The sequence below is a fragment of the Streptomyces sp. NPDC002640 genome (genome assembly GCF_053592575.1).
Genome location: NZ_JBSFVZ010000001.1, coordinates 30068 through 56570 on the forward strand (window position 1 = coordinate 30068; position 26503 = coordinate 56570).

The 26503-nt window shown below is 73.2% G+C and carries 20 protein-coding genes and 3 tRNA genes; 10 read left to right on the forward strand and 13 right to left on the reverse strand.

Annotated elements, in window-relative coordinates; all coding sequences use genetic code 11:
* Positions 1–823: 823 nt before the first annotated feature.
* Together bldC and ACWD3O_RS00130 are read right to left on the reverse strand one after the other, a co-directional pair.
* A complete protein-coding gene (gene bldC, locus ACWD3O_RS00125; RefSeq protein ID WP_003949541.1) occupies positions 824–1030 on the reverse strand; it encodes a developmental transcriptional regulator BldC in 207 nt (68 codons plus the stop codon).
* Positions 1031–1514: 484 nt separating this feature from the next.
* Entirely contained in the window at positions 1515–2360 is an 846-nt protein-coding gene (locus ACWD3O_RS00130; protein ID WP_451412999.1) for a hypothetical protein, read from the reverse strand.
* Between the two features lie 229 nt (positions 2361–2589).
* Here ACWD3O_RS00130 and ACWD3O_RS00135 point away from each other — a divergent pair, with 229 nt between their 5' ends.
* The gene (locus ACWD3O_RS00135; protein WP_451413000.1) at positions 2590–3693 is read left to right on the forward strand and encodes a Leu/Phe/Val dehydrogenase; all 1104 of its coding nucleotides are present in this window, start codon (positions 2590–2592) and stop codon (positions 3691–3693) included.
* A gap of 449 nt (positions 3694–4142) precedes the next feature.
* On the forward strand, positions 4143–4388 hold the full coding sequence (locus tag ACWD3O_RS00140) for a DUF3073 domain-containing protein (RefSeq protein WP_108956261.1): 246 nt from the start codon (positions 4143–4145) through the stop codon (positions 4386–4388).
* Positions 4389–4576: 188 nt separating this feature from the next.
* On the opposite strand, the gene purM is transcribed toward ACWD3O_RS00140, so the two are convergent.
* From purM to purS, 6 genes are all read right to left on the reverse strand, one after another.
* A complete protein-coding gene (gene purM, locus ACWD3O_RS00145; RefSeq protein WP_451413001.1) occupies positions 4577–5644 on the reverse strand; it encodes a phosphoribosylformylglycinamidine cyclo-ligase in 1068 nt (355 codons plus the stop codon).
* Positions 5645–5764: 120 nt separating this feature from the next.
* Positions 5765–7285 (reverse strand): amidophosphoribosyltransferase, encoded by a 1521-nt coding sequence (gene purF / locus ACWD3O_RS00150; RefSeq protein ID WP_451413002.1) that lies wholly within the window; start codon positions 7283–7285, stop codon positions 5765–5767.
* Between the two features lie 318 nt (positions 7286–7603).
* A complete protein-coding gene (locus tag ACWD3O_RS00155) occupies positions 7604–8410 on the reverse strand; it encodes a sterol carrier family protein (protein ID WP_451414366.1) in 807 nt (268 codons plus the stop codon).
* Between the two features lie 446 nt (positions 8411–8856).
* A complete protein-coding gene (gene purL / locus ACWD3O_RS00160) occupies positions 8857–11118 on the reverse strand; it encodes a phosphoribosylformylglycinamidine synthase subunit PurL (RefSeq protein ID WP_451413004.1) in 2262 nt (753 codons plus the stop codon).
* Positions 11115–11816: a phosphoribosylformylglycinamidine synthase subunit PurQ gene (gene purQ, locus ACWD3O_RS00165; RefSeq protein WP_451414367.1), complete on the reverse strand. Its 702-nt coding sequence runs from the start codon at positions 11814–11816 to the stop codon at positions 11115–11117. Before purQ ends, purL begins: the two co-directional genes overlap by 4 nt.
* Positions 11813–12076 carry a phosphoribosylformylglycinamidine synthase subunit PurS gene (purS, locus tag ACWD3O_RS00170; RefSeq protein ID WP_451413006.1) on the reverse strand — a complete coding sequence of 88 codons (264 nt, stop codon included), beginning with the start codon at positions 12074–12076 and terminating at the stop codon, positions 11813–11815. Before purS ends, purQ begins: the two co-directional genes overlap by 4 nt.
* A gap of 407 nt (positions 12077–12483) precedes the next feature.
* Here purS and ACWD3O_RS00175 point away from each other — a divergent pair, with 407 nt between their 5' ends.
* The 8 genes from ACWD3O_RS00175 (at position 12484) to ACWD3O_RS00210 (ending at position 17300) form a co-directional block, all read left to right on the forward strand.
* Positions 12484–12804 carry a histone-like nucleoid-structuring protein Lsr2 gene (locus ACWD3O_RS00175; protein WP_356132310.1) on the forward strand — a complete coding sequence of 107 codons (321 nt, stop codon included), beginning with the start codon at positions 12484–12486 and terminating at the stop codon, positions 12802–12804.
* Between the two features lie 131 nt (positions 12805–12935).
* A tRNA-Gly gene (locus tag ACWD3O_RS00180) sits at positions 12936–13007 on the forward strand.
* An 86-nt stretch (positions 13008–13093) separates the two neighbouring features.
* Positions 13094–13169 (forward strand) — tRNA-Gly (locus tag ACWD3O_RS00185).
* 166 nt (positions 13170–13335) lie between these two features.
* A complete protein-coding gene (locus tag ACWD3O_RS00190) occupies positions 13336–14376 on the forward strand; it encodes an ABC transporter ATP-binding protein (RefSeq protein WP_451414368.1) in 1041 nt (346 codons plus the stop codon).
* A complete protein-coding gene (locus ACWD3O_RS00195) occupies positions 14373–15179 on the forward strand; it encodes an ABC transporter permease (protein WP_451414369.1) in 807 nt (268 codons plus the stop codon). Before ACWD3O_RS00190 ends, ACWD3O_RS00195 begins: the two co-directional genes overlap by 4 nt.
* 55 nt (positions 15180–15234) lie before the next feature.
* Positions 15235–16590 (forward strand): sensor histidine kinase, encoded by a 1356-nt coding sequence (locus ACWD3O_RS00200; RefSeq protein ID WP_451414370.1) that lies wholly within the window; start codon positions 15235–15237, stop codon positions 16588–16590.
* Positions 16587–17201: a response regulator transcription factor gene (locus tag ACWD3O_RS00205; protein WP_451413010.1), complete on the forward strand. Its 615-nt coding sequence runs from the start codon at positions 16587–16589 to the stop codon at positions 17199–17201. The genes ACWD3O_RS00200 and ACWD3O_RS00205 overlap by 4 nt, the downstream gene beginning before the upstream one ends.
* A 23-nt stretch (positions 17202–17224) precedes the next feature.
* Positions 17225–17300: transfer RNA gene (locus ACWD3O_RS00210), tRNA-Gly, on the forward strand.
* A 51-nt stretch (positions 17301–17351) separates the two neighbouring features.
* On the opposite strand, the gene ACWD3O_RS00215 is transcribed toward ACWD3O_RS00210, so the two are convergent.
* From ACWD3O_RS00215 to ACWD3O_RS00235, 5 genes are all read right to left on the reverse strand, one after another.
* A complete protein-coding gene (locus tag ACWD3O_RS00215; RefSeq protein WP_451414371.1) occupies positions 17352–18251 on the reverse strand; it encodes a phosphoribosylaminoimidazolesuccinocarboxamide synthase in 900 nt (299 codons plus the stop codon).
* Positions 18252–18418: 167 nt separating this feature from the next.
* On the reverse strand, positions 18419–19873 hold the full coding sequence (locus ACWD3O_RS00220; RefSeq protein WP_451414372.1) for a N,N-dimethylformamidase beta subunit family domain-containing protein: 1455 nt from the start codon (positions 19871–19873) through the stop codon (positions 18419–18421).
* A gap of 154 nt (positions 19874–20027) precedes the next feature.
* Complete coding sequence (locus ACWD3O_RS00225) at positions 20028–22319, reverse strand: hypothetical protein (RefSeq protein ID WP_451414633.1); 2292 nt, start codon at positions 22317–22319, stop codon at positions 20028–20030.
* Between the two features lie 328 nt (positions 22320–22647).
* The gene (purD, locus tag ACWD3O_RS00230; protein ID WP_451413014.1) at positions 22648–23901 is read right to left on the reverse strand and encodes a phosphoribosylamine--glycine ligase; all 1254 of its coding nucleotides are present in this window, start codon (positions 23899–23901) and stop codon (positions 22648–22650) included.
* Between the two features lie 256 nt (positions 23902–24157).
* Positions 24158–26428, reverse strand: a complete 2271-nt coding sequence (locus ACWD3O_RS00235; protein WP_451414373.1) for a DNA polymerase III subunit gamma and tau — start codon at positions 26426–26428, stop codon at positions 24158–24160.
* Positions 26429–26503 lie beyond the last annotated feature (75 nt).

Sequence of the window (26503 nt, forward strand, 5' to 3'; positions counted from 1 at the left end):
GTCGCCCTTGAGGCGGCGGGCCTTCGTCGTGCCCGTCATCGCCCCCGTCGTGCCCGTCACCCCGTCATCGCCGCCGGAACGTCGGTTCACAGGCCCGCACCCCTCGGTGCGGGCTTCGTCGTGTGCGGGGGCCGGGCCGGGGCATGCGGTGCTCGGCCGGCCGGCATCCGAAAGACCGTCAGAAACCGCCGCAGGGCCTCAGGAGGGCCCGCACCCCACCCGCACCCCGTACGCGCCTCCACGGGCCCCACAAGGCGCCCAGGAGCCGCCCTCGTCCGCCCGGTCGCGCCGTCACCGGCGGCATGGCATCGGCACACCACATATGCCGCAACCGCTCATAGCGCATGGGCCACAGGGACAACAACCCACAGTCGGTGTGAAAGGTGTCACCGAATCAGTTTTTCGATCGGGGGCACTTAACCGCCGTTCACATCATGTCAATTTTATATGTGCAATTGCACTACCCCGAGGGCTCGTTGCGGGCGCTTCGAGGGTCCGGACCGCCGCCCTGGTCTGCGCGGACGGCCGGGGGGTGGAGATCCGCCGAAGGTCCCGCGAAGGGGCCTCGCAGGAGCGTTCAGCCCCTGTCCCGGGGCAAAAAAGATCGCGCTGGACCCGGCGGAGTCCAGCGCGATCGACGACGCGTCAACGTGCAAGGGGAGTCCTGCGGACCCTGCGGTCCGGGACAAGGTCCTGTTGGGGCAGGACCTGCGTCGTGTGGAGCTGTGTGACGGACGCCTCGGGCGGCTGGGGGACCGCCTGACCCGTCCGGCTATTCAGTTGTGGGCACCGATCTGGTCACGGGCCTTCAAATCAAAGGCTGTCAGGCCTCGCTGCGCTGCTGGGGGATGCCCGCCAGCAGGGCGCGGACCTCGGCCTCGCGGTAGCGCCGGTGCCCGCCGAGCGTGCGGATCGACGTGAGCTTGCCGGCCTTCGCCCACCGCGTCACCGTCTTGGGGTCGACGCGGAACATGGTGGCGACCTCAGCCGGGGTCAGCAGCGGCTCGGCATCAGGGGTGCGAGCGGTCATGAGCGGCCTCCTCGGGAGAACCGACGTTCTCGGTTCTTTCCTCTAAATTCTGCACCTTGACCCGCGTTGCCCGAAATGGCGGACGCGAGTCGAGTCGGTTATAGGACGAACGGCTTGTCCTCGGCACTACAACTACACCATCTGTCCAGCCGCGTCGGCCAAACCGATGGAATTGCCCTCCCAGGTGTTCATCAGCGACGGAAGCCGATGGACCGTGCCATAGCGGACAGTCACTCCTCTGTGACGATCAGTCACAGACTCCACAGAGGCCATCAGACCCCCCAAAGGTTCAGCGCCGATGCCCGCCCGAACGGACAGCGGGAGCCCTCCCCGGACTCCTTGTCCTATTTTGGCATGAGGGGTGGCAAGATACGCAAGGGCCGGGTACGTGCACTCCGTCACGCTTAGGGCCGACTGTCCGTTTCGCGTCAGGCGCGAAAGCCGCGGAACGCGCTCCGGCTCCGCACCACCGTACGCGCCGGTGTCAGCTCGCGAGCCCCCGTTGCCGGACCGCCCGCCACCGGACCACCAGGCGTTCGTACGCCTCGCCGGCCGTCTCGCCGTCGCCCTCGCGCAGCGCCTCCAGCGCCTCGGCCGCGTCCGCCGCCGAGTGATCGCCGGCCAGGTCGTCCGCGGGCAGGGCGTGGACCAACCCGCCGTAGTCCAGCTCGACCAGCGAGCGCGGGTGGAACTCCTCCAGCCAGCGGCCCACCCCGACCAGCGCCTCGGTCAGCGCCCCCTCGCCCACGGACTCGCGGACCGTGCGCAGCCCGCGGGCCAGCCGCCGCCGCGCGTCGACCATCCGCGTCCGGTAGCGGAGCACCGGCGCCTCGTCCTCCGTCCCGGCCCGCCACTCGCGCTCCTCGTCGGCCACCAGGACGAACCAGTGGCCGGGAACGTGCCAGGTCGCGCTGCGGATCCAGGGCCGGGCGTCCGGGTTGCGGGTCAGCCAGTGCTCGTAGTCCCGGGCCGCCTCCTCCCGCACGACGGGCGGAAGGACGGCGTCGAGCACGATTGGCGGAAAATCGCCCCCGAAGTCCCGCAGCGCCTGCCATCCCCGCAGCCGGGTGCGCCACGGACACACGCAGACGGCACCGTCCACCTCCGCGACGAACGCGTCCCCGCTCTCGTGCACCGGGACGGGCGTCGGCGGAGTGGCGAGCAGGTCGGTCAGCGCACGCCGCACCTCGTCCTGACAGGTGGTGGGCCGGTCGGTGCGGCGGGCGTACCGCTCCCAGTGGGCGCGCTCCTCACGGGGGAAGGCGGCCAGAGGCTCGTAGACCCGCAGATAGGCGGGGTAGGGCACGATCACCGAGGTCACCTTGGGCACCCCTCCACCCTCCCCGGCGGATTCCGTCCGAAACCCGTCCCACTCGTATCCGAAGCGGGCGGAAAGCAGGGGAAAACGGGCCGGCCCGGACCCCCGGTTACTCCTCGCGAGGATGATCCTGTGTGGGGGCGGCCAGGGTGGCCTTCCAGGCTCTACCCTCGTGCCACGGTTCCCGCCACCCGTACGGGAAACCGCCGTAACCGCCGCTACTCATCCAGGAGTCACCACCGTGACCGAAGTGACCGACGGCGTCCTGCACACCCTGTTCCAGTCGGAGCAAGGGGGGCATGAGCAGGTCGTGCTCTGCCAGGACCGCGCCAGCGGACTGAAGGCCGTGATCGCCATCCACTCCACCGCCCTGGGCCCCGCCCTCGGCGGGACGCGCTTCCACCCCTACGCCACGGAGGCCGAGGCCGTCGCCGACGCCCTCAACCTGGCCCGCGGGATGTCGTACAAGAACGCCATGGCCGGCCTCGAGCACGGGGGCGGCAAGGCCGTGATCATAGGCGACCCGGGCCGGCTCAGGACCGAGGAACTGCTGCTCGCCTACGGCCGGTTCGTGGCCTCGCTGGGCGGCCGGTACGTGACCGCCTGCGACGTCGGCACCTACGTCGCCGACATGGACGTGGTGGCCCGCGAGTGCCCGTGGACCACCGGTCGGTCCCCGGAGAACGGCGGTGCCGGCGACTCCTCGGTCCTCACCTCCTTCGGCGTCTTCCAGGGCATGCGGGCCTCCGCCCAGCACCTGTGGGGCGACCCCACCCTGCGCGGCCGCACGGTCGGCATCGCCGGCGTGGGCAAGGTCGGGCGCCACCTGGTGGAGCACCTGCTGGAGGACGGCGCCGAGGTGATCGTCACGGACGTGCGCGAGGAGGCCGTGCGGGCGCTGCTCGCCGAGCATCCGTCGGTGCGGGTCGCGGCCGACGCCGGCGAACTGGTCCGCACGCCGGGCCTGGACGTCTACGCCCCGTGCGCCCTGGGCGGCGCGCTCGACGACGCCACGGTGGCGGCGCTCACGGCGACGGTGGTGTGCGGCGCGGCCAACAACCAGCTCGCCCACCCCGGCATCGAGAAGGACCTGGCGGACCGGGGCATCCTCTACGCGCCCGACTACGTGGTGAACGCCGGCGGCGTGATCCAGGTGGCCGACGAGCTCCTGGGCTTCGACTTCGACCGGGCCAAGGCCAAGGCGACGAAGATCTTCGACACCACCCTGGAGCTCTTCGCGCGGGCGAAGGCGGACGGCATCCCGCCGGCCGCGGCGGCCGACCGGATCGCCGAGCAGAGGATGGCCGAATCCGGTCGTTCCCGTGCGGTGACCACCGCCGCCTGACGCGGCACCTCTCGCGACACCTGACGCGGCACCTCTCGCGGCAGCGCGCGCGACAGAGGGCCGGCGCGTCAACGTCCCGCCCGATCGTTCCCCCGTCAGAGGGAAGAAACGTGTCGGTGACGGGACGGCGACGCGCCGGTTCCGGGTGAGTGATCGCCTCGGGGTGTCGCTGTTCCGGGGGTTGAAAGGCCAGGACAGGGCGAGACAACTGTCACTTCTTCGGGCGGGTCTTCCGGGCAGATGTGGTTAAAATCGGCATTGACCAGCGGGGACGGGGCACCTCGCGGGTGCTGGGCACACACGCTTGGTGCGGGCGACGTACCGTATGGGCGCGGGCTCAGGTACCGTGGAAGCCCTACGGACCGGTCTCTCTGTGGAGAGTCCGTTCTGGATCATGAACGCGTCAAGACTCTGGGGCCGTCGCGCCCCGTCGTTGAGGGGGTCGAGCCATGGGGCGCGGCCGGGCCAAGGCCAAGCAGACGAAGGTCGCCCGCCAGCTGAAGTACAACAGCGGCGGGACGGATCTCTCGCGCCTGGCCGAGGAGCTGGGCGCATCGACGTCGAATCCGACGCCTAACGGCGAGCGGTTCGAGGACGATGAGCAGGACGACGACCTGTATTCGCGGTACGCCGAGCTCTACGGTGCCGACGACGAGGACGAGGACGAGGAGTCCTCGCACCGTCGCGGTGCCTGACAGCGTTCACCGCTCATACTGATCCGGACCCGGTTCGGGGCTGAGGCCTCGAACCGGGTTCAGTATTGCCCTGGATCGATTGCCTGGTCCTGGGCTGCTTTCGCGTGCTCCCTGACCGGCATCCCCGGCATCGCGGCCCCGGTCGGCCCGGGTCCCCGGCGGGCGCGCCGCCCGCCGGGGTCCGTGGGTCAGTTCGCGTAGTCGCCGACCAGTTCCGCGCCCGTGGCGTGGTCGCCGCGGGCGACGATCTCGCCGGCCACCCAGGAGTCGACACCGCGGTCGGCCAGCGTGGCCAGGGCCACCTCGACCGACTCCTGCGGGACGACGGCCATCATGCCGACGCCCATGTTGAGCGTCTTCTCCAGTTCCAGCCGCTCGACCGAGCCGGTGCGGCCGACCAGGGAGAAGATCGGGTCGGGGGTCCAGGTGGACCGGTCGACCACCGCGTGCAGCTCGTCCGGGACGACCCGGGCCAGGTTGGCGGCGAGCCCGCCGCCGGTGATGTGGCTGAAGGCGTGCACCTCGCAGGTGCGGGTCAGCGCGAGGCAGTCCAGCGAGTAGATCTTGGTCGGCTCCAGCAGCTCCTCGCCGAGGGTCCGGCCCAGTTCCTCCACGTGCGCGTCCAGGGCCATGCCCGCCCGGTCCAGCAGCACGTGGCGGACCAGCGAGTACCCGTTGGAGTGCAGACCGGAGGAGGCCATCGCGATCACCGCGTCGCCCTCCCGGATCAGGTGCGGGCCGAGCAGCGCGTCGGCCTCCACCACGCCGGTGCCGGCACCGGCCACGTCGAAGTCGTCGGCCCCGAGCAGGCCCGGGTGCTCGGCCGTCTCACCGCCGACGAGCGCGCAGCCAGCCAGCACGCAGCCCTCGGCGATGCCCTTGACGATGGCGGCGACCCGCTCCGGGTGGACCTTGCCCACGCAGATGTAGTCGGTCATGAACAGCGGCTCGGCGCCGCACACGACGATGTCGTCCATGACCATCGCGACCAGGTCGTGGCCGATGGTGTCGTAGACGCCCATCTGCCGGGCGATGTCGACCTTGGTACCGACGCCGTCGGTGGCGGAGGCGAGCAGCGGACGCTCGTAGCGCTTGAGGGCCGAGGCGTCGAAGAGGCCGGCGAAGCCGCCGAGCCCGCCGAGCACCTCGGGACGCTGGGTCTTCCTGACCCATTCCTTCATCAGCTCGACTGCGCGGTCGCCCGCCTCGATGTCGACGCCGGCAGCCGCGTAGCTGGCACCTGTCTCAGTGGACATGACTGGGAGCTTTCTGTCGGGTACAGCTGGAGCGCTGCGAGGGATCTTCGAGGGGCGACGGGCCGCCGGGTCCTCGGGGCCCACGGGGGGCGGGAGGACCCGGCGTCGCGCGTCGTCGGACTACGGGCGCCGGATGGCGGCGCTGGCGGCGGTCTCCACCGGCGCGGCCAGCTCCGTCTCGAGCAGCTGCTTGCCGAGCAGCTCGGGGTCGGGCAGGTCCATCGGGTACTCGCCGTCGAAGCAGGCGCGGCAGAGGTTCGGCTTGGCGATGGTGGTCGCCTCGATCATGCCGTCGATGGAGATGTAGGCCAGGGAGTCGGCGCCCAGCGAGGTGCCGATCTCCTCGATGGTCATGCCGTTGGCGATCAGCTCCGCGCGGGTGGCGAAGTCGATGCCGAAGAAGCAGGGCCACTTCACCGGGGGCGAGGAGATCCGGATGTGGACCTCGGCGGCGCCGGCCTCGCGGAGCATCCGGACCAGGGCGCGCTGGGTGTTGCCGCGGACGATCGAGTCGTCCACCACGACCAGGCGCTTGCCCTTGATGACTTCCTTGAGCGGGTTCAGCTTGAGGCGGATGCCGAGCTGACGGATGGTCTGCGAGGGCTGGATGAAGGTCCGGCCGACGTAGGCGTTCTTGACCAGGCCGGCGCCGAACGGGATGCCCGACTCCTCGGCGTAGCCGATCGCCGCGGGCGTGCCGGACTCCGGCGTCGCTATCACCAGGTCGGCCTCGGCGGGCGCCTCCTTGGCGAGGCGGCGGCCCATCTCCACGCGGGAGAGGTACACGTTCCGGCCGGCAATGTCGGTGTCCGGGCGGGCCAGGTACACGTACTCGAAGACGCAGCCCTTGGGCCGGGCGTCGGCGAACCGGGAGGAGCGCAGGCCGTTCTCGTCTATCGCGACGAACTCGCCCGGCTCGATCTCGCGCACGTAGCTGGCGCCGCAGATGTCGAGTGCGGCGGACTCCGAGGCGACCACCCAGCCGCGCTCCAGGCGGCCCAGGACCAGCGGGCGGATGCCCTGCGGGTCACGGGCGGCGTAGAGCGTGTGCTCGTCCATGAAGACGAGGGAGAAGGCGCCGCGGACCTGGGGCAGGATGCGCGCGGCGGCCGCCTCGATGGAGAGCGGCTTGCCGTCGTCGTCCGTCTGGCCGGCCAGGAGGGCCGTGACCAGGTCGGTGTCGTTGGTGGCGGCGGGCGCCGAGCCGTTGTTCCGCTCCGGCATGCGGGCGACGAGCTCGGCGAGCTCGGCGGTGTTCACCAGGTTGCCGTTGTGACCGAGGGCGATGGAGCCCTGTGCGGTCGCCCGGAACGTCGGCTGGGCGTTCTCCCAGACGGAGGCGCCGGTGGTCGAGTAGCGGGCGTGTCCGACCGCGATGTGACCCTGGAGGGAGCTGAGGGAGGTCTCGTCGAAGACCTGGGACACGAGGCCCATGTCCTTGAAGACGAGGATCTGGGAGCCGTTGCTGACCGCGATACCCGCGGATTCCTGGCCCCGATGCTGGAGGGCGTAGAGCCCGAAGTACGTGAGCTTTGCGACCTCTTCACCCGGAGCCCAGACACCGAAGACGCCGCAAGCGTCCTGGGGGCCCTTCTCACCGGGAAGCAGGTCGTGATTGAGTCGACCGTCACCACGTGGCACGTCTCCGAGTGTAGGGGAGAGCCGCCGTTGCGCCGAATGGGGCGATGCGGGGACGGCTTACGTCGACGGCGCGCGCGGCCGTGTGGTGGTGTTGCCGTTTTCGCAGGTCAGCGGGGTTGTACGCCAGGCGGGCGGGGGGCCTGGCGGGGCGCTCGCGGCGTCCGGCGGGGCTTTTCGCGGGACGGCGCGAGTGAGGCGTCGCACACCCGGCGGTCCCACGGACCGGACAGCGGGTCCACGGTCGGTGACGCGGGGTGGCCCCGGCGGGTGTCGCGGTGGGGTCGCGGTGGGCGTCGCAGTAGGTGGCACGGCGGCCGGTCAGCTCAGCACGGGGAGCCACGGGGAGAGGTCCGCGCGTTCGCCGCTCGCGGTGACCGAGGCGGTCTCCCGCGCCTGCGGCCAGGTGAGCCGGCCGGTGGCCAGCCGGAGCCAGGTCAGCGGGTCGGTCTCCACCACGTTGGGCGGCGTCCCCCGGGTGTGCCGCGGGCCCTCGACGCACTGCACCACGGCGAACGGCGGGACGCGGAGCTCGGTGGAGCCGCCCGGGGCGACGTGGGCGAGGGAGTCCGCGAGGACACGGGTGGCCGCGGCGAGGGCCTGGCGGTCCTGCGGCGTCTGCGGGCCGTCCACGGCGGCCAGGGCGGCGTTCAGGTCGTCGGTGTGGACGGCGAGTTCGACGCAGCGGGTGACCAGGTAGTCGGTGAGCGAGAGGGCGCCGGTGCGGGCCGCGACGATGCGGCGCCCGGGGTGATCAGCCAGGTCCTCGGCGAGACGGTCCGCGGTCTCGGCGTAGAGGGCGTTCAGGTCGGGGTGGGCCTCGGCGAGCTCCCGGGCGGACGCGGCGACGCTCCCGGCGTGCTGTGCCGCGGTGCCGGTCCAGGTGGCGGGGATCAGTTCGGCCTTCGGCGGCTCGGGGAGGCCGAGCAGGTGGCTGGTGCTGCCGACGGCGAAGGCGATGTGGGCGGCGAGGTCACGGACCGTCCAGTCGCCCAGGCGCGTGGGCGCGGCGAGCTGTTCCGGCGTCAGGTCGGCCACCGTCCGCCGGACGTTCCCGAACTGGGCCAGGACCGCGGTGCGGGTGCGGAGGGGGTCGTAACTGCGCGCACGCTTCCGTTCCGTAGGCATGCACCGAGCCTATGCCGCCCCCGACCGGCCGACGGCACGGAGCCCCGACCGCCCGTGGCGCGGGCGGGGCCACGACGGGGCGGCACCAGGGAGCGCCGCAGGCCGACGGCGCCGTGCCCCGCGGCAGAGCTGCCGCCCGGAGGTGGACCGGACACTGCGGGACGGACGCCGACGTGCGCCCGCGAGAGACCTGCCGGCCGACCCCGCCGCACAGGCGCGGACCGGGCCGCGGAGGTCGGCAACAGAGGGCCACCACCGGTCGGCGTCGGCGTCGGGGAAGCGCCGCAGGCCGACGACCTCGTGACTCCGCAGAAAACGCCCGTCCCCCACCGCCCCGGACACGTCCGCCGCAGGCGCGAACGGGGCCGCTTGGCCCAGGGGCGGCCGGGAACGCCGCAGGCTCCGCCCGGGCGGTGGCGGGCGGAGCCTGTGGGTGGTGCGTGAGGTCAGGCGAGCAGAGCCTCGATCACGCCCTGGTGCGCGGACCGGAGTTCGGCCAGCGGCAGCGTGAACTCGCCCTGCAGCTCGACCGCGTCGCCGTCGACGACACCGATCCGCGTCGCCGGCAGCCCCCGCGCCCCGCACATGTCCGTGAAGCGGAGCTCCTCCGACCGCGGAACGGACACGACGGCGCGGCCCGCGGACTCGGAGAACAGGAACGTGAACGCGTCCAGGCCGTCCGGGACGACCAGGCGCGCGCCTGTCCCGCCCTCGAGGCAGGACTCGACCACGGCCTGGACCAGGCCGCCGTCGGAGAGGTCGTGGGCGGCGTCGATCATGCCGTCCCGCGAGGCGGAGATCAGGATCTCGCCCAGCAGCCGCTCCCGCTCCAGGTCCACCTTGGGCGGCAGGCCGCCGAGGTGGTCGTGGACGACCTGGGACCAGGCCGAGCCGCCGAACTCCTGCTCCGTGTCGCCGAGCAGGTAGAGCAGCTGGCCCTCCTCGCGGAAGGCGACCGGGGTGCGGCGGGCCACGTCGTCGATCACACCGAGCACGGCGACGACCGGCGTCGGGTGGATCGCGGCGGTGCCCGTCTGGTTGTAGAGCGAGACGTTGCCGCCGGTGACCGGCGTGCCGAGCTGGAGGCAGCCGTCCGCCAGACCGCGCACCGCCTCCGCGAACTGCCACATCACCGCGGGGTCCTCGGGGGAACCGAAGTTGAGGCAGTCCGAGACGGCCAGCGGCTTGGCGCCGGAGGCGGCCACGTTGCGGTAGGCCTCGGCCAGCGCCAACTGCGCGCCCGTGTACGGGTCCAGCTTGGCGTAACGCCCGTTGCCGTCCGTGGCGATGGCGACGCCGAGGCCGGTCTCCTCGTCGACGCGGATCATGCCGGAGTCGCCCTGGGTGCGGGCGAGGACCGTGTTGCCCTGCACCAGGTGGTCGTACTGGTCGGTGATCCACGCCTTGGAGGCCTGGTTCGGGGAGCCGACCAGCCGCAGGACCTGGGCGCGCAGCTCGTCGGAGCTCTCCGGGCGGGGCAGCTTGGCGGCGTCGTCCGCCTGCAGCGCGTCCTGCCAGTCGGGGCGCGCGAAGGGGCGGTTGTAGACCGGGCCCTCGTGGGCGACGGTCCGCGGGTCGACGTCGACGATCTTGCCGCCGTGCCAGTAGATCTCCAGGCGGTCGCCGTCGGTGACCTCACCGATGACGGTGGCGATGACGTCCCACTTCTCGCAGATCTCGAGGAAGCGGTCCACCTTCTCCGGCTCGACCACGGCGCACATGCGCTCCTGCGACTCGCTCATGAGGATCTCCTCGGGCGAGAGCGTGGAGTCGCGCAGCGGCACGTCGTCGAGCTCGACGCGCATGCCGCCGGAGCCGTTGGAGGCGAGCTCGGAGGTGGCGCAGGACAGACCGGCCGCACCGAGGTCCTGGATGCCGACGACCAGCTTCTCCTGGAAGGCCTCCAGGGTGCACTCGATGAGGAGCTTCTCCTGGAACGGGTCGCCGACCTGGACGGCCGGACGCTTCGACGGCTTGGCGTCGTCGAAGGTCTCGGAGGCCAGGATCGACGCGCCGCCGATGCCGTCGCCGCCGGTGCGGGCGCCGTAGAGGATGACCTTGTTGCCGGCGCCGGACGCCTTGGCCAGGTGGATGTCCTCGTGCCGCATCACGCCGATGGCACCGGCGTTGACCAGCGGGTTGCCCTGGTAGCAGGAGTCGAAGACGACCTCGCCGCCGATGTTGGGCAGGCCCAGGCAGTTGCCGTAGCCGCTGATGCCCGCGACCACGCCGGGCAGCACGCGCCGGGTGTCGGGGTGGTCGGCGGCGCCGAAGCGCAGCGGGTCGACCACGGCGACCGGGCGGGCGCCCATCGCGATGATGTCGCGCACGATGCCGCCGACGCCGGTCGCGGCGCCCTGGTAGGGCTCCACGTACGACGGGTGGTTGTGCGACTCGACCTTGAAGGTGACCGCGTAGCCCTGGCCGACGTCGACGACGCCGGCGTTCTCGCCGATGCCGACCAGCATCGCCTCGGACTCGGGGGCCTTCTCGCCGAACTGGCGCAGGTGGACCTTGGAGGACTTGTAGGAGCAGTGCTCGGACCACATCACCGAGTACATGGCGAGCTCGGCGCCGGTCGGGCGGCGGCCGAGGATCTCGCGGATCCGGGCGTACTCGTCCTTGCTCAGGCCGAGTTCGGCCCAGGGCTGCTCCACGTCGGGGGTCTCGGCCGCGTGCTCGACCGTGTCCAGAGGGGTGCGGCTCATGCGCTGACCAGCTTCTTGATGATCGAGGTGAAGAACGGCAGACCGTCGGTGCCGCCGCCGGTGAGGGACTCGACGGCGTGCTCCGGGTGCGGCATCAGGCCGACGACGTTGCCCGCCTCGTTGGTGATGCCGGCGATGTTCCGCAGCGAGCCGTTGGGGTTGCCGTAGCCGTCCGCGGCGGGGCCGTCGGTCAGGTAGCGGAACGCGACCCGGCCCTCGGCCTCCAGCTTGTCGAGCGTGTACTCGTCCGCGGTGTAGCGGCCGTCGGCGTTCTTCAGCGGGATGAGGATCTCCTGGCCCGCCGCGTAGTCCGAGGTCCAGGCGGTGTCCGCGTTCTCCACGCGCAGCTTCTGGTCACGGCAGATGAAGTGCAGGTGGTTGTTGCGCAGCATCGCGCCGGGCAGCAGGTGCGTCTCGGCGAGGATCTGGAAGCCGTTGCAGATGCCGAGGACCGGGAGGCCGGCCTTCGCCTGCTCGATGAGCGTCTCCATCACCGGCGAGAAGCGGGAGATGGCGCCGGCCCGCAGGTAGTCGCCGTAGGAGAAGCCGCCCGGCAGGACGACCGCGTCGACCTGCTTGAGGTCCTTGTCCTTGTGCCAGAGGGCGACGGGCTCGGCCCCGGCGATCCGGATCGCGCGCTGCGCGTCACGGTCGTCCAGGCTCCCGGGGAAAGTGACGACGCCGATACGGGTGGTCACTTCGCCGCCTCCGCGACTTCCTCCACCTTGACGGTGAAGTCCTCGATCACCGTGTTGGCGAGGAAGGATTCGGCGAGCTCGTGGATACGGGCGAGGACCGCGTCGTCGACGGGGCCCTCGACCTCGAGCTCGAAACGCTTTCCCTGACGGACGTCGGAGATGCCCTCGAAACCGAGGCGCGGCAGCGCGCGCTGGACCGCCTGGCCCTGGGGGTCGAGGATCTCCGGCTTGAGCATGACGTCGACTACGACGCGTGCCACTGGCACTCCCGATGTGTGGTGCTGAGCAGGTTCCTTCAGACTACCCGGACAAAATTTCTACGCGGGTAGATTAGTAGGAAACTACGTGTTACGGGTCACTTTGCGAGGCGCCGCTTCCGCGATCTTCCGGGTTTCTTCCGGGTTTTGCGGCAGTGATGGTCAAGCCACGGAAAAATCCCGGGAAGAATCTCCTGGATACCGGGCGGCGTCGCGTGAAAGGATTTCTCCGCCCTTCCCCTTTACCCGAGAAACCCTGTACAAGTAATTGCCGGCCGGAAAAACGCCGGCCGCGACGGCCCGGACGGCCCCGATGATCCACTTCGCGTGCCGGAGGACGTTCCGGCACGTCATACCGTTCGGGCGGCATCCGGGAACCCGACGGGGCCCGCAGGAAAGGACCGATATTCATGGCGCAGCGTGTCCTGGTCACCCTCTCCGACGACATCGACGGCACCGAGGCGGCGGAAACGATCGCTTTCGGCCTCGACGGCCGGACGTACGAGATCGACCTGAACGAATCCAACGCCGGGAAGCTGCGCGCCGCGCTGGCCCCCTTCGTGGAGGCGGGCCGCAAGCGGGCCCGGTCCGGGAAGGTCTACCGGCAGACCGAGGTCGCGCCCGACCCGGCGGCCGTCCGCGCCTGGGCCCAGGCCCACAGCATGGAGGTGCCGGCCCGCGGCCGGATCCCCAAGCGGGTCTACGAGGCCTTCGCCGCCGCCCGTTCCTGACGGTCCGTCCTGACGGTCCGTGGGTCCCCGCCGCGCCTGCGGCGGGAACCGACTTGCGCTGCACCCCGGGTGATCAGTTAGAGTCTGAGCACGCCGAGGGGCGAGGCCGGAAGGCCGGAACCCCGAACCGTGCGGGTGTAGTTCAGTAGTAGAACACCCCCCTTCCAGGGGGGAGGCGCAGTGTGCGATCCCTGTCACCCGCTCTCACCGGTCCGCTTGGTACGGAGCATCCCTCCGTATCCGGTAGGCTGGGACACGCGCCGATCGGTGAAAGCCGGTCGGAGGCATTGCGGACGTAGCTCAGTTGGTAGAGCGCAACCTTGCCAAGGTTGAGGTCGCGAGTTCGAGCCTCGTCGTCCGCTCCAGCTTCGAAGGCCCCGGTCATCCGACCGGGGCCTTCGGCATTTCTCCGGCACGGAATCCTCCGGCACGGAACGCGGCGGGGGCCGCCGCACCGCGGCTGACATTTGTCATGGGAGCCGATGACAGCGCGCACTGCCGGAAGGCCTCGCCCGCCGACAGGCTGAATCCATGGACATCAGCATGCAGGAGCAGGTGATCGAGGTCACCGGCCTCCGCCGCGTCTACCGGGGCGGCTACGAGGCGGTGCGGGGGATCTCCTTCTCGGTGGGCCGCGGCGAGATCTTCGCGCTGCTCGGCACCAACGGGGCGGGCAAGACTTCGACGGTGGAACTGCTGGAGGGCATGGACCGCCCGGCCGGCGGACGGGTGCGGATCCTCGGGCACGACCCGTACACCGAGCGCGCCGCGGTGCGTCCGCGGACCGGGGTGATGCTCCAGGAGGGCGGTTTCCCGTCGGAGCTGACCGTGGCGGAGACGGCCAGGATGTGGGCCGGCTGCACCAGCGGCGCCCGCCCGGAGTCCGAGGTACTGGGGCTGGTCGGTCTGCGGGGACGGACCGACGTGAAGGTCAAGCAGCTCTCCGGGGGCGAGCGCCGGCGCCTGGACCTGGCGCTGGCGCTGCTGGGCGACCCCGAGGTGCTCTTCCTGGACGAGCCCACCACCGGCCTCGACGCCGAGGGCCGCCGCGAGACCTGGGAACTGGTCCGCGCGCTGCGCGACCGGGGCACCACCGTGCTGCTGACGACGCACTACCTCGAGGAGGCCGAGGACCTCGCCGACCGGCTGGCGATCCTGCACGACGGCGTCATCGCCGCCTCCGGGACGCCCGCCGAGGTGACCGCCGCCCGGCCCTCCCTGATCTCCTTCGAGCTGCCGACGGGGCTCCTGCCGGCCGACCTGCCGCCGCTGGCCCCCATGGGCGTCGTGGACCACGGCATCGAGGGCGGGCTGCTGCGGCTGCACACCCGCGAGCTGCAGCGGACCGCGACCGAGCTGCTGACCTGGGCCGCCCGGGAGGGCGTGGAGCTGCGCCGGCTCGACGCGCGGTCCGCCTCGCTGGAGGAGGCCTTCCTCGACATCGCCCGCGAGGCCGGCGGCCGCCGGGGCGCGGACACCGACGCCGGCGGCGACGCCGACGGCGACCGGCACGGCACGGCAGAGCGCGTCCTCGGACGAGGCGGCGCGCGCGAGACGGAGAAGACCGCATGAGCACTCCCACGACCGCCACCCGTGTCCCGCGCGGGGGCGCGACCACGCCCTCGGGCCGCCTGTGGGCCCTGACCCGGGCCGAGTTCACCCTGCTGCTCCGCAACCGCAGCGCCGTGATCACGGGTCTGGTGCTTCCGCTGCTGCTGCCGGTCAGCGTCCAGCAGGGCATGCGGGAGATCGACCTGGCCGCCTACGGACTCAGCGTCGGCGTGATGATGGTGACCGCCGGCATCGGCTTCTCGATGCTCTTCGCGGTCTACGCCACCCTGGTCTCCGCCTACGTCGCGCGCCGCGAGGAGCTGGTGCTCAAGCGGCTGCGGACCGGCGAGGCCTCCGACACGGAGATCCTCGGCGGCGCCGCCGTCCCCGTACTGACCGTCAGCGTGGTGCAGTCGCTGCTGCTGGGTGTGGCCTGTGCGGTGCTGCTGGACGTCGGGATGCCGCGCTCGCCGCACCTGGTGGTGCTGGGCGTGGTGCTGGGCATCCTGCTGTGCGCGGTGCTGGGCGCGGCGACGGCGGGGCTCACCCGGACGGTGGAGAGCAGCCAGGTCACCTCGCTGCCGTTCCTGTTCCTCACCATGTTCACGTCCGGCATGGCCTTCCCGACCGGGATGCTGCCCGACACGATGGCGGCGGTCTTCGACGCGCTGCCGCTGTCCCCCGCGATCCGCCTGATCCGCGAGGGCTGGCTCGGCACCCTGTCGGCCGGTGAGACGCTGACCGCCGTCGGCACCGTGCTGGTGTGGATCGTGCTGGGGGCGTTCGCTGTGCGACGGTGGTTCCGCTGGGAGCCGCGGCACTGACCGGCGGCAGCGCCCGGCGGGGCCCCGGACGGCCGGACGGCCGGGGGTGTGGCGGGTGACGGAGGAGGGCGACGGCGTGCGGCAGTGGTGGAGGCGCAAGAGCACCACGGCGAAGGTGGAGACCTACACCCGGTGGTCGTTCCACAGCTTCGCCGTGGCCGAGGCCGTGGCGACCGTGCCGCTGCTGGCGCCGCTGGGGTTCCCCGAGGCGGTGCCGGTCGTCCTGGCCGTCCTCGCCCACGCGGCACTGTGCGCCCTGACCGCCTCGCGCGCACTGGACTGGGCCCGGGGGAACCGTGGCCGGCCGCGGGGGCTGCTGTACGCCCTCGGCCTCCTCACCGCGGGTGTCGCGGCGGCGGCGCTGCTGGTGGCGGACAGGTCGGCCGACGGGCAGGTCCAGCAGGCGGCCGGCTCGGTGTACGCGATGGTGCTGGCCGTCGGCAGCGGCATCCTGGCGCTGGGCGTCCGCAAGCCCACCGTGTACCTGGTGGCCGTCGGCGGGGCCGGCGCCGCGGTGGGCGCGCTGGCGCTGGTCGCCGGGGCCGATCCGCTCGCCGCTCTCGTGGCCGCCGCGATCACCGTGCTGGTCACCGGCTTCATGTGCTTCGTCACCGCCCTCACCGTCTGGCTGCTCGACACCGTCTACGAGCTGGACGAGGCGCGGGAGAACCGGGCCCGATTGGCCGTCGCCGAGGAACGGCTGCGGTTCGGACGGGACCTGCACGACGTGCTGGGGCGCAACCTGGCGGTGATCGCGCTCAAGGCGGAGCTGGCCGTGGAGCTGGCGCGGCGCGGACGGCCGGAGGCGGTGGACCAGATGACCGAGGTGGAACGGATCGCGCAGGAATCGCAGCGTGAGGTACGGGCGGTGGTGCGCGGCTACCGCCGGGCGGACCTGGGCACCGAGATCACCGGCGCCCGGGGTGTGCTGGAGGCGGCGGGCATCCATTGCGAGGTGTCCGTCGAGGACATGGACCTGCCCGACGAGACCCAGTCGGTACTGGCCTGGGTGGTGCGGGAGGCGACGACCAACGTGCTGCGGCACGGGAACGCCCAGTGGTGTGCGGTGACCGCCGGGACGGACGGCGGGAAGGTGGTGCTGGTGGTGGAGAACGACGGCGTCGAGGACGTCCGGGACACGGGCGGCTCGGGCCTGGCCGGGCTGCGGGAGCGGCTGGCCGCGGTGGACGGGACGCTGACGGCGGGCAGCGACGGGGAGACGTTCCGCCTGGTGGCGACGGTCCCGCCGGGGTCCACGGACCATCCGGATCCCGCGGGCTACCCGGGCTCCGCGGACAGGCCGGAGGGGTCGGACGGGTCGGCCGGTCCGGGCGGTCCGGGCGGTCCGGGCGGTCCGGGCGGTCCGGGCGGTCCGGGCGGGTGGCGGGACCCCTCGGAGGGCGCCGCGTGAGCGCTCCGGTACGGCTGCTGCTCGCCGACGACGAGCACCTGATCCGCGGCGCGCTGGCCGCGCTGCTCGCCCTGGAGGACGACCTGGTGGTCGTCGCCGAGGCCGCCACCGGGCCGGAGGCGCTGGCCATGGCCCGGGCGCACCGGCCGGACGTGGCCGTCCTGGACCTGCGGATGCCGGGGGCGGACGGTGTGAAGGTCGCCACAGCCCTGCGGACCGAACTGCCGGAGTGCAAGGTGCTGGTGGTGACCAGCCACGGGCAGCCCGGACACCTCAAGCGGGCGCTGGCGGCGGGGGTGCGCGGGTTCGTGCCCAAGACGGTCAGCGCGCGGCGCATGGCCGAGATCATCCGCACCGTGCACGCCGGCAACCGCTACGTGGACCCGGAGTTGGCGGCCGACGCGATCAGCGCGGGCGACTCGCCGCTGACCGCACGGGAGGCCGAGGTGCTGGACCTGGCGTCGGACGGCGCCCCGGTCGCGGAGATCGCGGAGCGGGCCGGGCTCTCCCCCGGGACGGTCCGGAACTACCTCTCCTCGGCCGTCTCCAAGCTGGGGGCCGAGAACCGTCACACGGCGGCGCGTACCGCTCGCGAGCGAGGTTGGGTATAGTTGCTCTCGCGCCACGGCGCAAGGCGGACGTAGCTCAGTTGGTAGAGCGCAACCTTGCCAAGGTTGAGGTCGCGAGTTCGAGCCTCGTCGTCCGCTCCAGTTCCGAAGGCCCCGGTCGTCCGACCGGGGCCTTCGGCGTGTCCGCCCGCCTCAGCTCCAGGTGAGGCCGGTCAGGCGCTCGTAGGCCTCGATGTACTTGGCGCGGGTGGCGTCGACGACCTCCTGCGGGAGGGCCGGCGGCGGCTGCTCGCTCCGGCGGTCCCAGCCGGAGGCGTCCGAGGTCAGCCAGTCGCGGACGAACTGCTTGTCGAACGACGGCTGGGCCTGCCCCGGCTGCCAGACGTCGGCCGGCCAGAAGCGCGAGGAGTCGGGGGTCAGCACCTCGTCCGCGATGATCAGCTCGTCGCCGTGGAAGCCGAACTCGAACTTGGTGTCGGCCAGGATGATGCCGCGGTCACGGGCGACGTCCCGGGCGCGGCCGTAGACGGCCAGGGTGGTCTGCCGCAGCCGCGCGGCCACCTCGGCGCCGACCTTGCGGGCGACCTCCTCGTAGGAGACGTTCTCGTCGTGCTCGCCGACCTCGGCCTTGGTGGCCGGGGTGAAGATCGGGGCGGGCAGTTCGGAGCCGTCCACCAGGCCCTCGGGGAGGGCGAGGCCGCAGACCGTGCGGGACTCCTTGTACTCGGCCAGGCCGGAGCCGGCCAGGTAGCCGCGGGCCACGCACTCGACCGGGACCATCTCGAGGTTCTTGCAGACCAGGGTGCGGCCGCGCCAGTCCTCGGGGGCGCCGGCGGGCAGCTCCGCGCCGATGACGTGGTTGGGCACCAGGTCGGCGAGCTGGTCGAACCACCACAGGGAGAGCTGGGTGAGCACCCGGCCCTTGTCCGGGATCTCGGTGGGGAGCACCCAGTCGTAGGCGGAGATGCGGTCGCTGGCGACCATCACGAGGTCGCCCGCCTCGTTGCGGTACAGATCGCGCACCTTGCCGGTGTGCAGATGCACCAGACCCGGCACCTCTACGGGCTCGGGCTTTTCGACGAATCCGGACACGGTTCCTCCCCGTGGCTTGGTCCAATGCCCCGATTCTCCCGTACCGGGAGAACCGAGGCAGACCGGGGGTGCGCGGGGTGGTGCGGGGTGGTGCCGAGGTGCTGCGGGGGGCTCGTGGGGGTGCCGCGGGGTGCCGCGGGGGTACCGGGGCGCCCCGCGGGGCCCGTTCAGTCGCGTTTGCAGATGCGGTCGAGGAGGTTGGCGGTCGCCTTCTGGATCCGCGGGTCGACGTGACCGGGCCGGTCGAGGGCCGGGGACCAGGCGAACGTCCCGGAGGCGAAGACCAGCGCGCCGGACGGCGCCCGGTACAGCGACGTCTCCTGGTGGCGCTTGACGCCCGCGGAGTCCCGGTACGGCGAGTGGGCCAGCAGGATGCGTTCGTCGTGGTCGGGCAGGGGGGTGCGCGGGAAGTAGCGGTCGGCCTCGCCGGCGACCAGGCCGGGGATCTCCTCGCCGTCCACGGCCCCGGTGCCGTCCCACAGCCAGTGGCCGGCGTTGCGGACGATCATCGGCCCGGGTTCGGGCACCCGGCCGCCATACTGGATGCCGAGCAGTTCCTGCTCCGGCCGGTCGGCCTCCCGCCAGAGCACGGGCCGGCCCGGCCCCTGGCGCTTCCGGCAGGTCAGCAGCCGGTCCGGGTCGCCGGAGGCGGAGGGACCGAGCTCCACCTGCCAGTACAGGGTGTTGGCGGAGAGGAAGACCAGCGAGGTGCCCTGGTCGCGGGCGAGCTCCACGGTGCGGCGCATCGGCTTCGACCAGTACTCGTCGTGTCCGGGGAAGACCAGGCCCCGGTAGCGGCCCGGGTCGACCCGGCCGGCGTGCAGGTCGCGGGCGTCGGCGTAGGAGAGGTCGTAGCCGTAGCGCTCCGCCCAGCGGACGAAGTCGTAGGCGTGGCCCACGTGCAGGGGCAGGCCCGCCCCGGCGTAGGGGCGGTCGAAGGAGACCGTGGTGGCGGCCTGGGACTCGCCGAGCAGGCTGCCCTCGTCGTCCCAGGCGTGGTAGAGGCTGGCGCCGGTCCGGCCGTCCTCCGGGTACAGGTTGTATGCCTGCCAGGTGATGTCGGGCAGCAGGAGCAGCAGGTCCGCGGGACGGTTGTCGCGGACCGTGAACGGGATGTGCGAGCGGTGGCCGTCGGCGGTGGTGAGCACCGCGACGTACGCGCCGAGCTGCCAGTCGGCGGGGACGGTCAGCCGCCAGGACAGCCACCAGTGGTGGCAGGAGACCGTGCGGTCGGCGACCAGCGGCGGCAGCTGGACCAGCCCGGGCAGCCGGGGGCTGCTCGTCACCTTGGCGGCGCCGTGACCGTCGTAGTGCCCGATCCGGTAGACGTCGACGCCGAACTGCTGGGGCGGCTCGACGGTGATCCGGAAGTCGATCGACTCGCCGGGCGCGACGGCGCCGGGCGAGGCGAAGCCCTTGATCTGCCGGTGCACGTCGTCGGCGGCGCGGGGGCCGCCGGAGCGCGGGCCCGGCTCGTCCACGTACCAGGGCACGACCTGGCCGGTGTCGCCGAAGTACGTCTCACCGCCGCGCAGCCACGGTAAGGGTCCCTGGCCGAACGGATCCGACACGCCGTGCGCCAACGCTCCCGACTCCCAGCGGCGGATCCGCTCAGGGTCCATGTACCGCTTCCCTCCCTCGAGTTGCGCGTGGTCCGGCCGAGTTGTTCGTGGCCCGGCCGAGTCGTTCGTGGCCCGGCGTCCGTTCCCCTGCCGGTGGCGCCGTTCCTCGTGGACCGCTCCCCCGGGCGGGGGCGGCACGGTCATCTCCGCCGGGTCACACCAGCCGTACCGGCTTCTCCGCTCGGACGCCCAGGTCGCTCAGCCAGGCGCGCAGGGGCACGGGGTCCCCGTCCTCGACCAGGCTCAGCACTCTCGGGCCCAGGTCGGCGACGCGCCGGCCGCGCACCAGGAGGGCGGGGCCGTCCAGCCAGTCCAGGCCCGGGGACGCGCCCGCCGTGTCGACGGCCGCGCAGCAGACCATCGCGGTGACGTGGTCGGCGAGCAGGTCGCGGCCGGAGCGGGGCGGCGGGGGCGGGAGCAGCGGGAGGCGTCCGTCGTCCCACCAGGTCGAGCCGGCGCCGGGCCCTCCGGCCGCCGCGGCGGGCCCGTGGTCCGTCCCCCGCGCCACCGCGGCCTCCTCGCGGGCCAGCTCGGCGGTGATCCCCGCGGCGAGGGCGGCGGCGAGGGCGTTGTCGCGGAGGGGGTCGGGGTCGGGGTCGTCGGGGTCGAAGCCGAGGTCGAGGTCGAGGTCCGGGTCGGTCAGGGGGGTGGTGACGGCGTCCGGGTCGGTGTCGGCGGTTGCGGCGGTGGCGGTGGTGGCTGTGTAGGAGGCGGGTGGCGTCTCGCCGTGCGGGTTCGGGCCTGCGGGCGCCTGGTCCGGGCTCGGGGCAGCGTGGTCCGGGCTCGCGGGCGCGTGGTCCGCGCTCGGGGCAGCGTCGTTCGGACTCGCGGGCGCCTGGTCCGGGCGCGGGGCAGCGTGCTCCAGGGCCGCGGACGCCTGCTCCGGGCTCGGGGCAGCGTGCTCCGAGGCCGCGGGCGCCTGGTCCACGCTCGGGCCAGCGTCGTTCGGACTCGCGGGCGCCTGGTCCGCGCTCGGGGCAGCGTGCTCCGAGGCCACGGGCGCCTGGTCCGGGCTCGGGGCAGCGTGATCTGGGGCTGCGGACGCATGGTCCGGGCTCGGGGCAGCGTGGTCCGGGCGGGGGGCGGCGTCGTTCGGGCTCGGGGGCGCGTGGGTGTCCGCGGCGGGGGTCGGGTGGGGTGGCGCGGGCTGGGGGCGGGGCTCGGTCGGCGGGGGTTCCGCGCCGTCCTCCGTGGCGTCGGCGGCGGGGGCCAGGTGGTCCAGGACCCGGGCGAGGGTGCGGTCACCGGGGGCCTGGTGCGGGCCCAGCCCGTCCAGGACCCGGTGCAGGCGGTCCGCCTCGGTGCGCCAGGTGCGGTCCACCACCTCCTCCGGGTACTCCTGCCACTCCACCGGCGCCCACTGCCCGCCGGCCCCCGCGGGGGCCCCGTGGAAGAGGCGGGCGGCGAGCAGCGAGGTCGCCTCGTCGACGGCCCCCGGTTCCTCCAGCAGGTCGCAGGCCGGGCGTTCGCCGAGCCGGGAGGCGAAGCCCTCCGCCAGCCGGTCGCGGCGGGACAGTTCGGTGAGCGCGGCGACGACGCCGACGTCCAGCCGCGACGGCCACCGCCGCATCCGCCAGGCTGGCAGCGCCACCCGGGTCAGCAACCGGTCCCAGCCCGCGTACGCCAGCCCGACCTGCTCCTGGGCGACGATCCGCAGCCCGTGGTCCACAGCCTGTGCGCGCTCGGCGGCCGCCGCGGCCACCCCGCGCTCCATCTCCGCCGCGTGCGGCGCGCAGCCGCGCAGCATCAGCCGCACGACCCGGGCCACGCCGGCCAGCACCAGCCGGACCGCCCCGCGCCGCTGCGGGTCGACGGCCACGGCCATCGCCGCGTCCAGACCGCGCACGAACCGCCGCGCCGCGGCTATGTCCGGGTGGGCCGAGGGACCGGTGCCGGCCACCACCGGCGCGAGCACGGCGCGCAGTTCGCCCACCCGCATCCACCACAGGAACGGGGAGCCGATCACCAGCACGGGAGCCGTCCGGTCACGCCGGTGCGGATCGGCCAGACGCCGCAGCAGGGACGTCGGGCGGCCGGACCCGGCCTCGTGGGACGGATGCGAGCGGTCCTCCAGCCAGCTGTCGCAGTCGGGGGTCAGCTCTATGGACGACGGCGCCGGGACGCCCAGCCGGTCGGCGAGGTCCCGGACCAGCCGGTAGAGGTCGGGAGCGGAAGGCTCGGGGATCGGCACCGTCGGACTGGTGGCCGGGCGGGAGCGGGCGACGACCAGCGCGACCGCCGCGGCCGCCGAGAGCACCAGCACGGCCACGACGCCGGTCACCAGACGGGCGTAGTCCCAGAACTGCCCGGTCAGCCGCCCGGTGGCGCCGCCCGTGAGCAGCACCACGGCCAGCCCGGCGGGCAGCAGCGCGGCCGCCAGGGCCCAGCCCCGGACCCGCAGCACCGCGAGCGCCCTGGACCGCGCGCCGAGAGCCCCGGCCTCCATGCCCGTACCGGTCACGACCGGACCTCACCCCCTCCGCGTCCGTCGTCCGTCCGTCGTCTGTCCGCTTCCCATGCCCCCACTGTGGCACCGGGCGCGGACATCGCAATGCCTGTGGGCCAAGTGCCGGAACGCTCGCGGGGCACACTAGTTGGGCTCCGGACCCCAGTCAGCCATACCGGCCATCGCTCACTCGATGGAATGGCTTTGGGGAAAGGTGGATGACGCAGCGCAAAGATCAGGCCCCGGATTTCCGGCCCTCAAGGGGCGGGAGATCCGGGGCCTGTCGTGTGCCGCGCGGCGGGGCGGCGCAGGACCGCGGGGTGGCCGGTCAGGCGCCGGTGGCGGCCTTCGCGGCGATGTCCGTGCGGTGCTGGGAGCCGTCGAGGTTGATGCGGGCCACGGCGGTGTAGGCGCGGTCGCGGGCCTCGGTGAGGTCGGAGCCGGTCGCGGTGACCGACAGCACCCGCCCGCCCGCGCTGACCACCGCGTCGCCCTCACGGCGGGTGCCGGCGTGCAGCACGTACGCGTGCGGGGCGTCCTTCTCGGCGACCTCGTCCAGACCGGTGATGGGGTCACCGGTACGGGGGGAGCCGGGGTAGTTGTGCGAGGCGACGACCACGGTGACCGCGGCCTCCTCGCTCCAGCGCAGCGGCTCCAGGTCGCCCAGGTTCTCCGTGGCGGCGGCCATCAGGAGCCCGGCCAGCGGGGTCCGCAGGCGGGCCAGGACCACCTGGGTCTCGGGGTCGCCGAAGCGGGCGTTGAACTCGATCACCCGCACACCGCGGGAGGTGATCGCCAGACCGGCGTACAGCAGGCCGGAGAACGGGGTGCCGCGGCGGCGCATCTCGTCCACGGTGGGCTGCAGGACGGAGGCCATGACCTCGTCCACCAGCGCCGGGTCGGCCCAGGGGAGCGGCGAGTAGGCGCCCATGCCGCCGGTGTTGGGGCCCTCGTCGTTGTTGAGCGCGCGCTTGAAGTCCTGGGCGGGCTGGAGCGGGACGACGGTGGTGCCGTCGGTGACGGCGAAGAGGGAGACCTCGGGGCCGTCCAGGTACTCCTCGATCACCACGCGCTCGCAGGCGGCGGCGTGCTCCTTGGCGGCCTCCAGGTCGTCGGTCACGACGACGCCCTTGCCGGCGGCGAGGCCGTCGTCCTTGACGACGTAGGGGGCGCCGAACGCGTCCAGCGCCGCGGCGGCCTCCTCCGCGGTGGTGCACACGTAGGACCGCGCGGTGGGCACGCCGGCGGCGGCCATCACGTCCTTGGCGAAGGCCTTGGAGCCCTCGAGCTGCGCGGCCTCACCGGAGGGGCCGAAGACCGGGACGCCCGCCGCGCGTACGGCGTCGGCGACGCCCGCGACCAGCGGGGCCTCCGGGCCGACGACGACCAGATCGGCCTCCAGCTCACGGGCGAGCCCGGTGACGGCGTCGCCGTCGGTGGCGTCGACCGGGTGCAGCTCCGCCACCTCGGCGATTCCTGCGTTGCCGGGGGCGCAGTGCAGCGCGGTGACGGCGGGATCGAGGGACAGGGAGCGGCACAGGGCGTGTTCGCGGGCACCGCTGCCGATGACGAGGACCTTCACGTGCTCAGCCTAACGGGCGAACCGGCCGCCCCTTGTAGGCCCCGCCCAGCGGAGGCGACGCGAGGCGTTGGAGCTTCCTCCAGTCCCCCGGGCCTCGACCGGACGGCACACGGCAGGGCCCGGCCCGTGACCTGCGGTCTAGCCGTCGCTACCCGTCGCCTGCGGTCCACCCGTCCTGCGGTCCGGTCATGGCCTGCGGTCCGGTCGTGGCCCGCCGTCCGGCCATGGCTGCGGTCGGTCTGCTCCTGGCCGCGGTCTAGTCGTGAACGACCTCTTCGACCACCGTCGCGCCGAGTTCCCGGACGATGAGCTCGTGTCCCGAGAGGGCGGACTCGTCGAGGTCGGGGTCGTCCGGAGCCGGCATGTCGTCCTCCGGCGCCACGACTCTCCGCGGCTCCGGTGCGGGCGGCGGGGCCTGCTGCTGCGAGGGCGCGGAGGGGCGGTCCTGGCGCTGGGCGGGCGCCGGGACCTGCTGCTGCGGAGGCGCCGCGGCGGGCGCCTGCTGCGGGGGCGCCGGGCGCTGGTACGCCGTCGCCCCGCCGCCCGCGCCGCCGTTGGGGCCGCCGCCGAGGCCACCGCTGTGACCGCCCCCGCCGAAACCACCGCCGCCTCCGGACGGGGGCGCGGAGCCGCCGCTCGGGTCGACCACGGCGTCGATCTTCCACTGGACGTTGAACTCCTCGGCCAGCGCCGCCCGGAGCACGTCCTCGCTGCCGCTGCTCGCGAAGTTGTCGCGGGCGCCGACGTTGACGAAGCCGATCTGCAGGGTGGTGCCGTCGAAGCCCGCCACGTGCGCGTTCTGGCTGAGCAGGATCCAGGTGAACCGGCGGCGGTTCTTCACCACCTCGAGGATGTTGGGCCACAGGTTGCGCGGGTCCAGCCCGCCCGAGGGAGCCGCCTGGACCGGCGCGGGAGCGGCCGGAGCCTGGGCCGGGGCCGGGGTGTGGGCCGGAGCCGGGGCGGCCGGGCGCGCCGCGGGAGCGCCACCGCCGCCCGTGGGCGCGGCGGTGGGCCAGCCGCCGGGGCGACGTCCGCCACCGGCCGGGGCCGCGGTCGGCCACGCGCCGGGCGCGGCGGGAGCCGGAGCCGCCGCCGGGGCCGGCTCCGGTGCGGGAGCGGGCGCGGGAGCAGAAGGAGCGGGGGCGGAAGCGGGTGCCGCGGCGGGCGGCTGCTGCGCCGCCGGAGCGGCCGGTGCGGGCGCGGCGGCCGCTGCGGGGGGCGGCGTCGGTGCGGCGACCGGCGCCGGGGGCTGTCCGGTCGGCGGAACGGCACCGCCGGGACGGACCGCGGCCCGGGCCGCGACGGGCCCGTGGGCGTCCGGTCCCGGGGCGTACCCCATGGCCGGGCCTCCGGCTCCGGCCGAGAAGTTGACCCCGCGCTCGATCCGGTCGAGGCGGGCCATCAGCGACCGCTCGTCCCCGTACGCGGCCGGCAGCAGTACCCGTGCGCAGATCAGCTCGAGCTGGAGCCGCGGCGAGGCGGCGCCCCGCATCTCGGCGAGGCCCTCGTTGACGATGTCCGCCGCACGGCTCAGCTCGGCCGGGCCGAAGACGGAGGCCTGGGCCTGCATCCGCTCCAGCACGTCGGCCGGGGCGTCGATCAGCCCCTTGTCCGCCGCGTCCGGCACCGCGGCCAGGATCACCAGGTCGCGCAGTCGCTCCAGCAGGTCCGCGACGAAGCGCCGCGGGTCGTTGCCGCCCTCGATGACCCGATCGACGACCTCGAAGGCCGCCGCCCCGTCCCCGGTGGCGAAGGCCTCGACCACGGAGTCCAGCAGCGAGCCGTCGGTGTACCCGAGGAGCGCGGTGGCCATGGCGTACGTCACGCCGGCCTCGCCGGCGCCCGCGAGGAGCTGGTCCATCACGGACATGGAGTCACGGACGGAACCGGCGCCCGCGCGCACGACCAGCGGGAGCACGCCCTCCTCGACCGGGATCTCCTCCTTGCCGCACACCTCGCCCAGGTACTCGCGCAGCGTGCCGGGCGGGACCAGGCGGAAGGGGTAGTGGTGCGTCCGCGAGCGGATGGTGCCGATGACCTTCTCGGGCTCCGTGGTCGCGAAGATGAACTTGAGGTGCTCCGGGGGCTCCTCGACCACCTTCAGCAGGGCGTTGAAGCCCTGCGGGGTGACCATGTGCGCCTCGTCGATGATGTAGATCTTGTAGCGGCTGGACGCGGGGCCGAAGAAGGCCTTCTCGCGCAGCTCACGGGCGTCGTCCACACCACCGTGCGAGGCGGCGTCGATCTCGATGACGTCGATGGAGCCCGGGCCGTTGCGCGCCAGGTCGCGGCAGGACTGGCACTCGCCGCACGGCGTCGGCGTGGGGCCCTGTTCGCAGTTCAGGCAGCGGGCCAGGATGCGGGCGCTGGTCGTCTTGCCACAGCCGCGCGGACCGCTGAACAGGTACGCGTGATTGACCCGGTTGTTCCGCAGCGCCTGCTGCAGCGGGTCGGTGACATGCTCCTGCCCGATGACCTCGGCGAAGGACTCGGGGCGGTAGCGGCGGTACAGCGCGAGAGACGACACGCCTACGAGGTTATAGGCGTGGACCGACATACCGGAGTGCCTGTGGACAGCCCCACAGAGGAGGGCGGCGGAGCC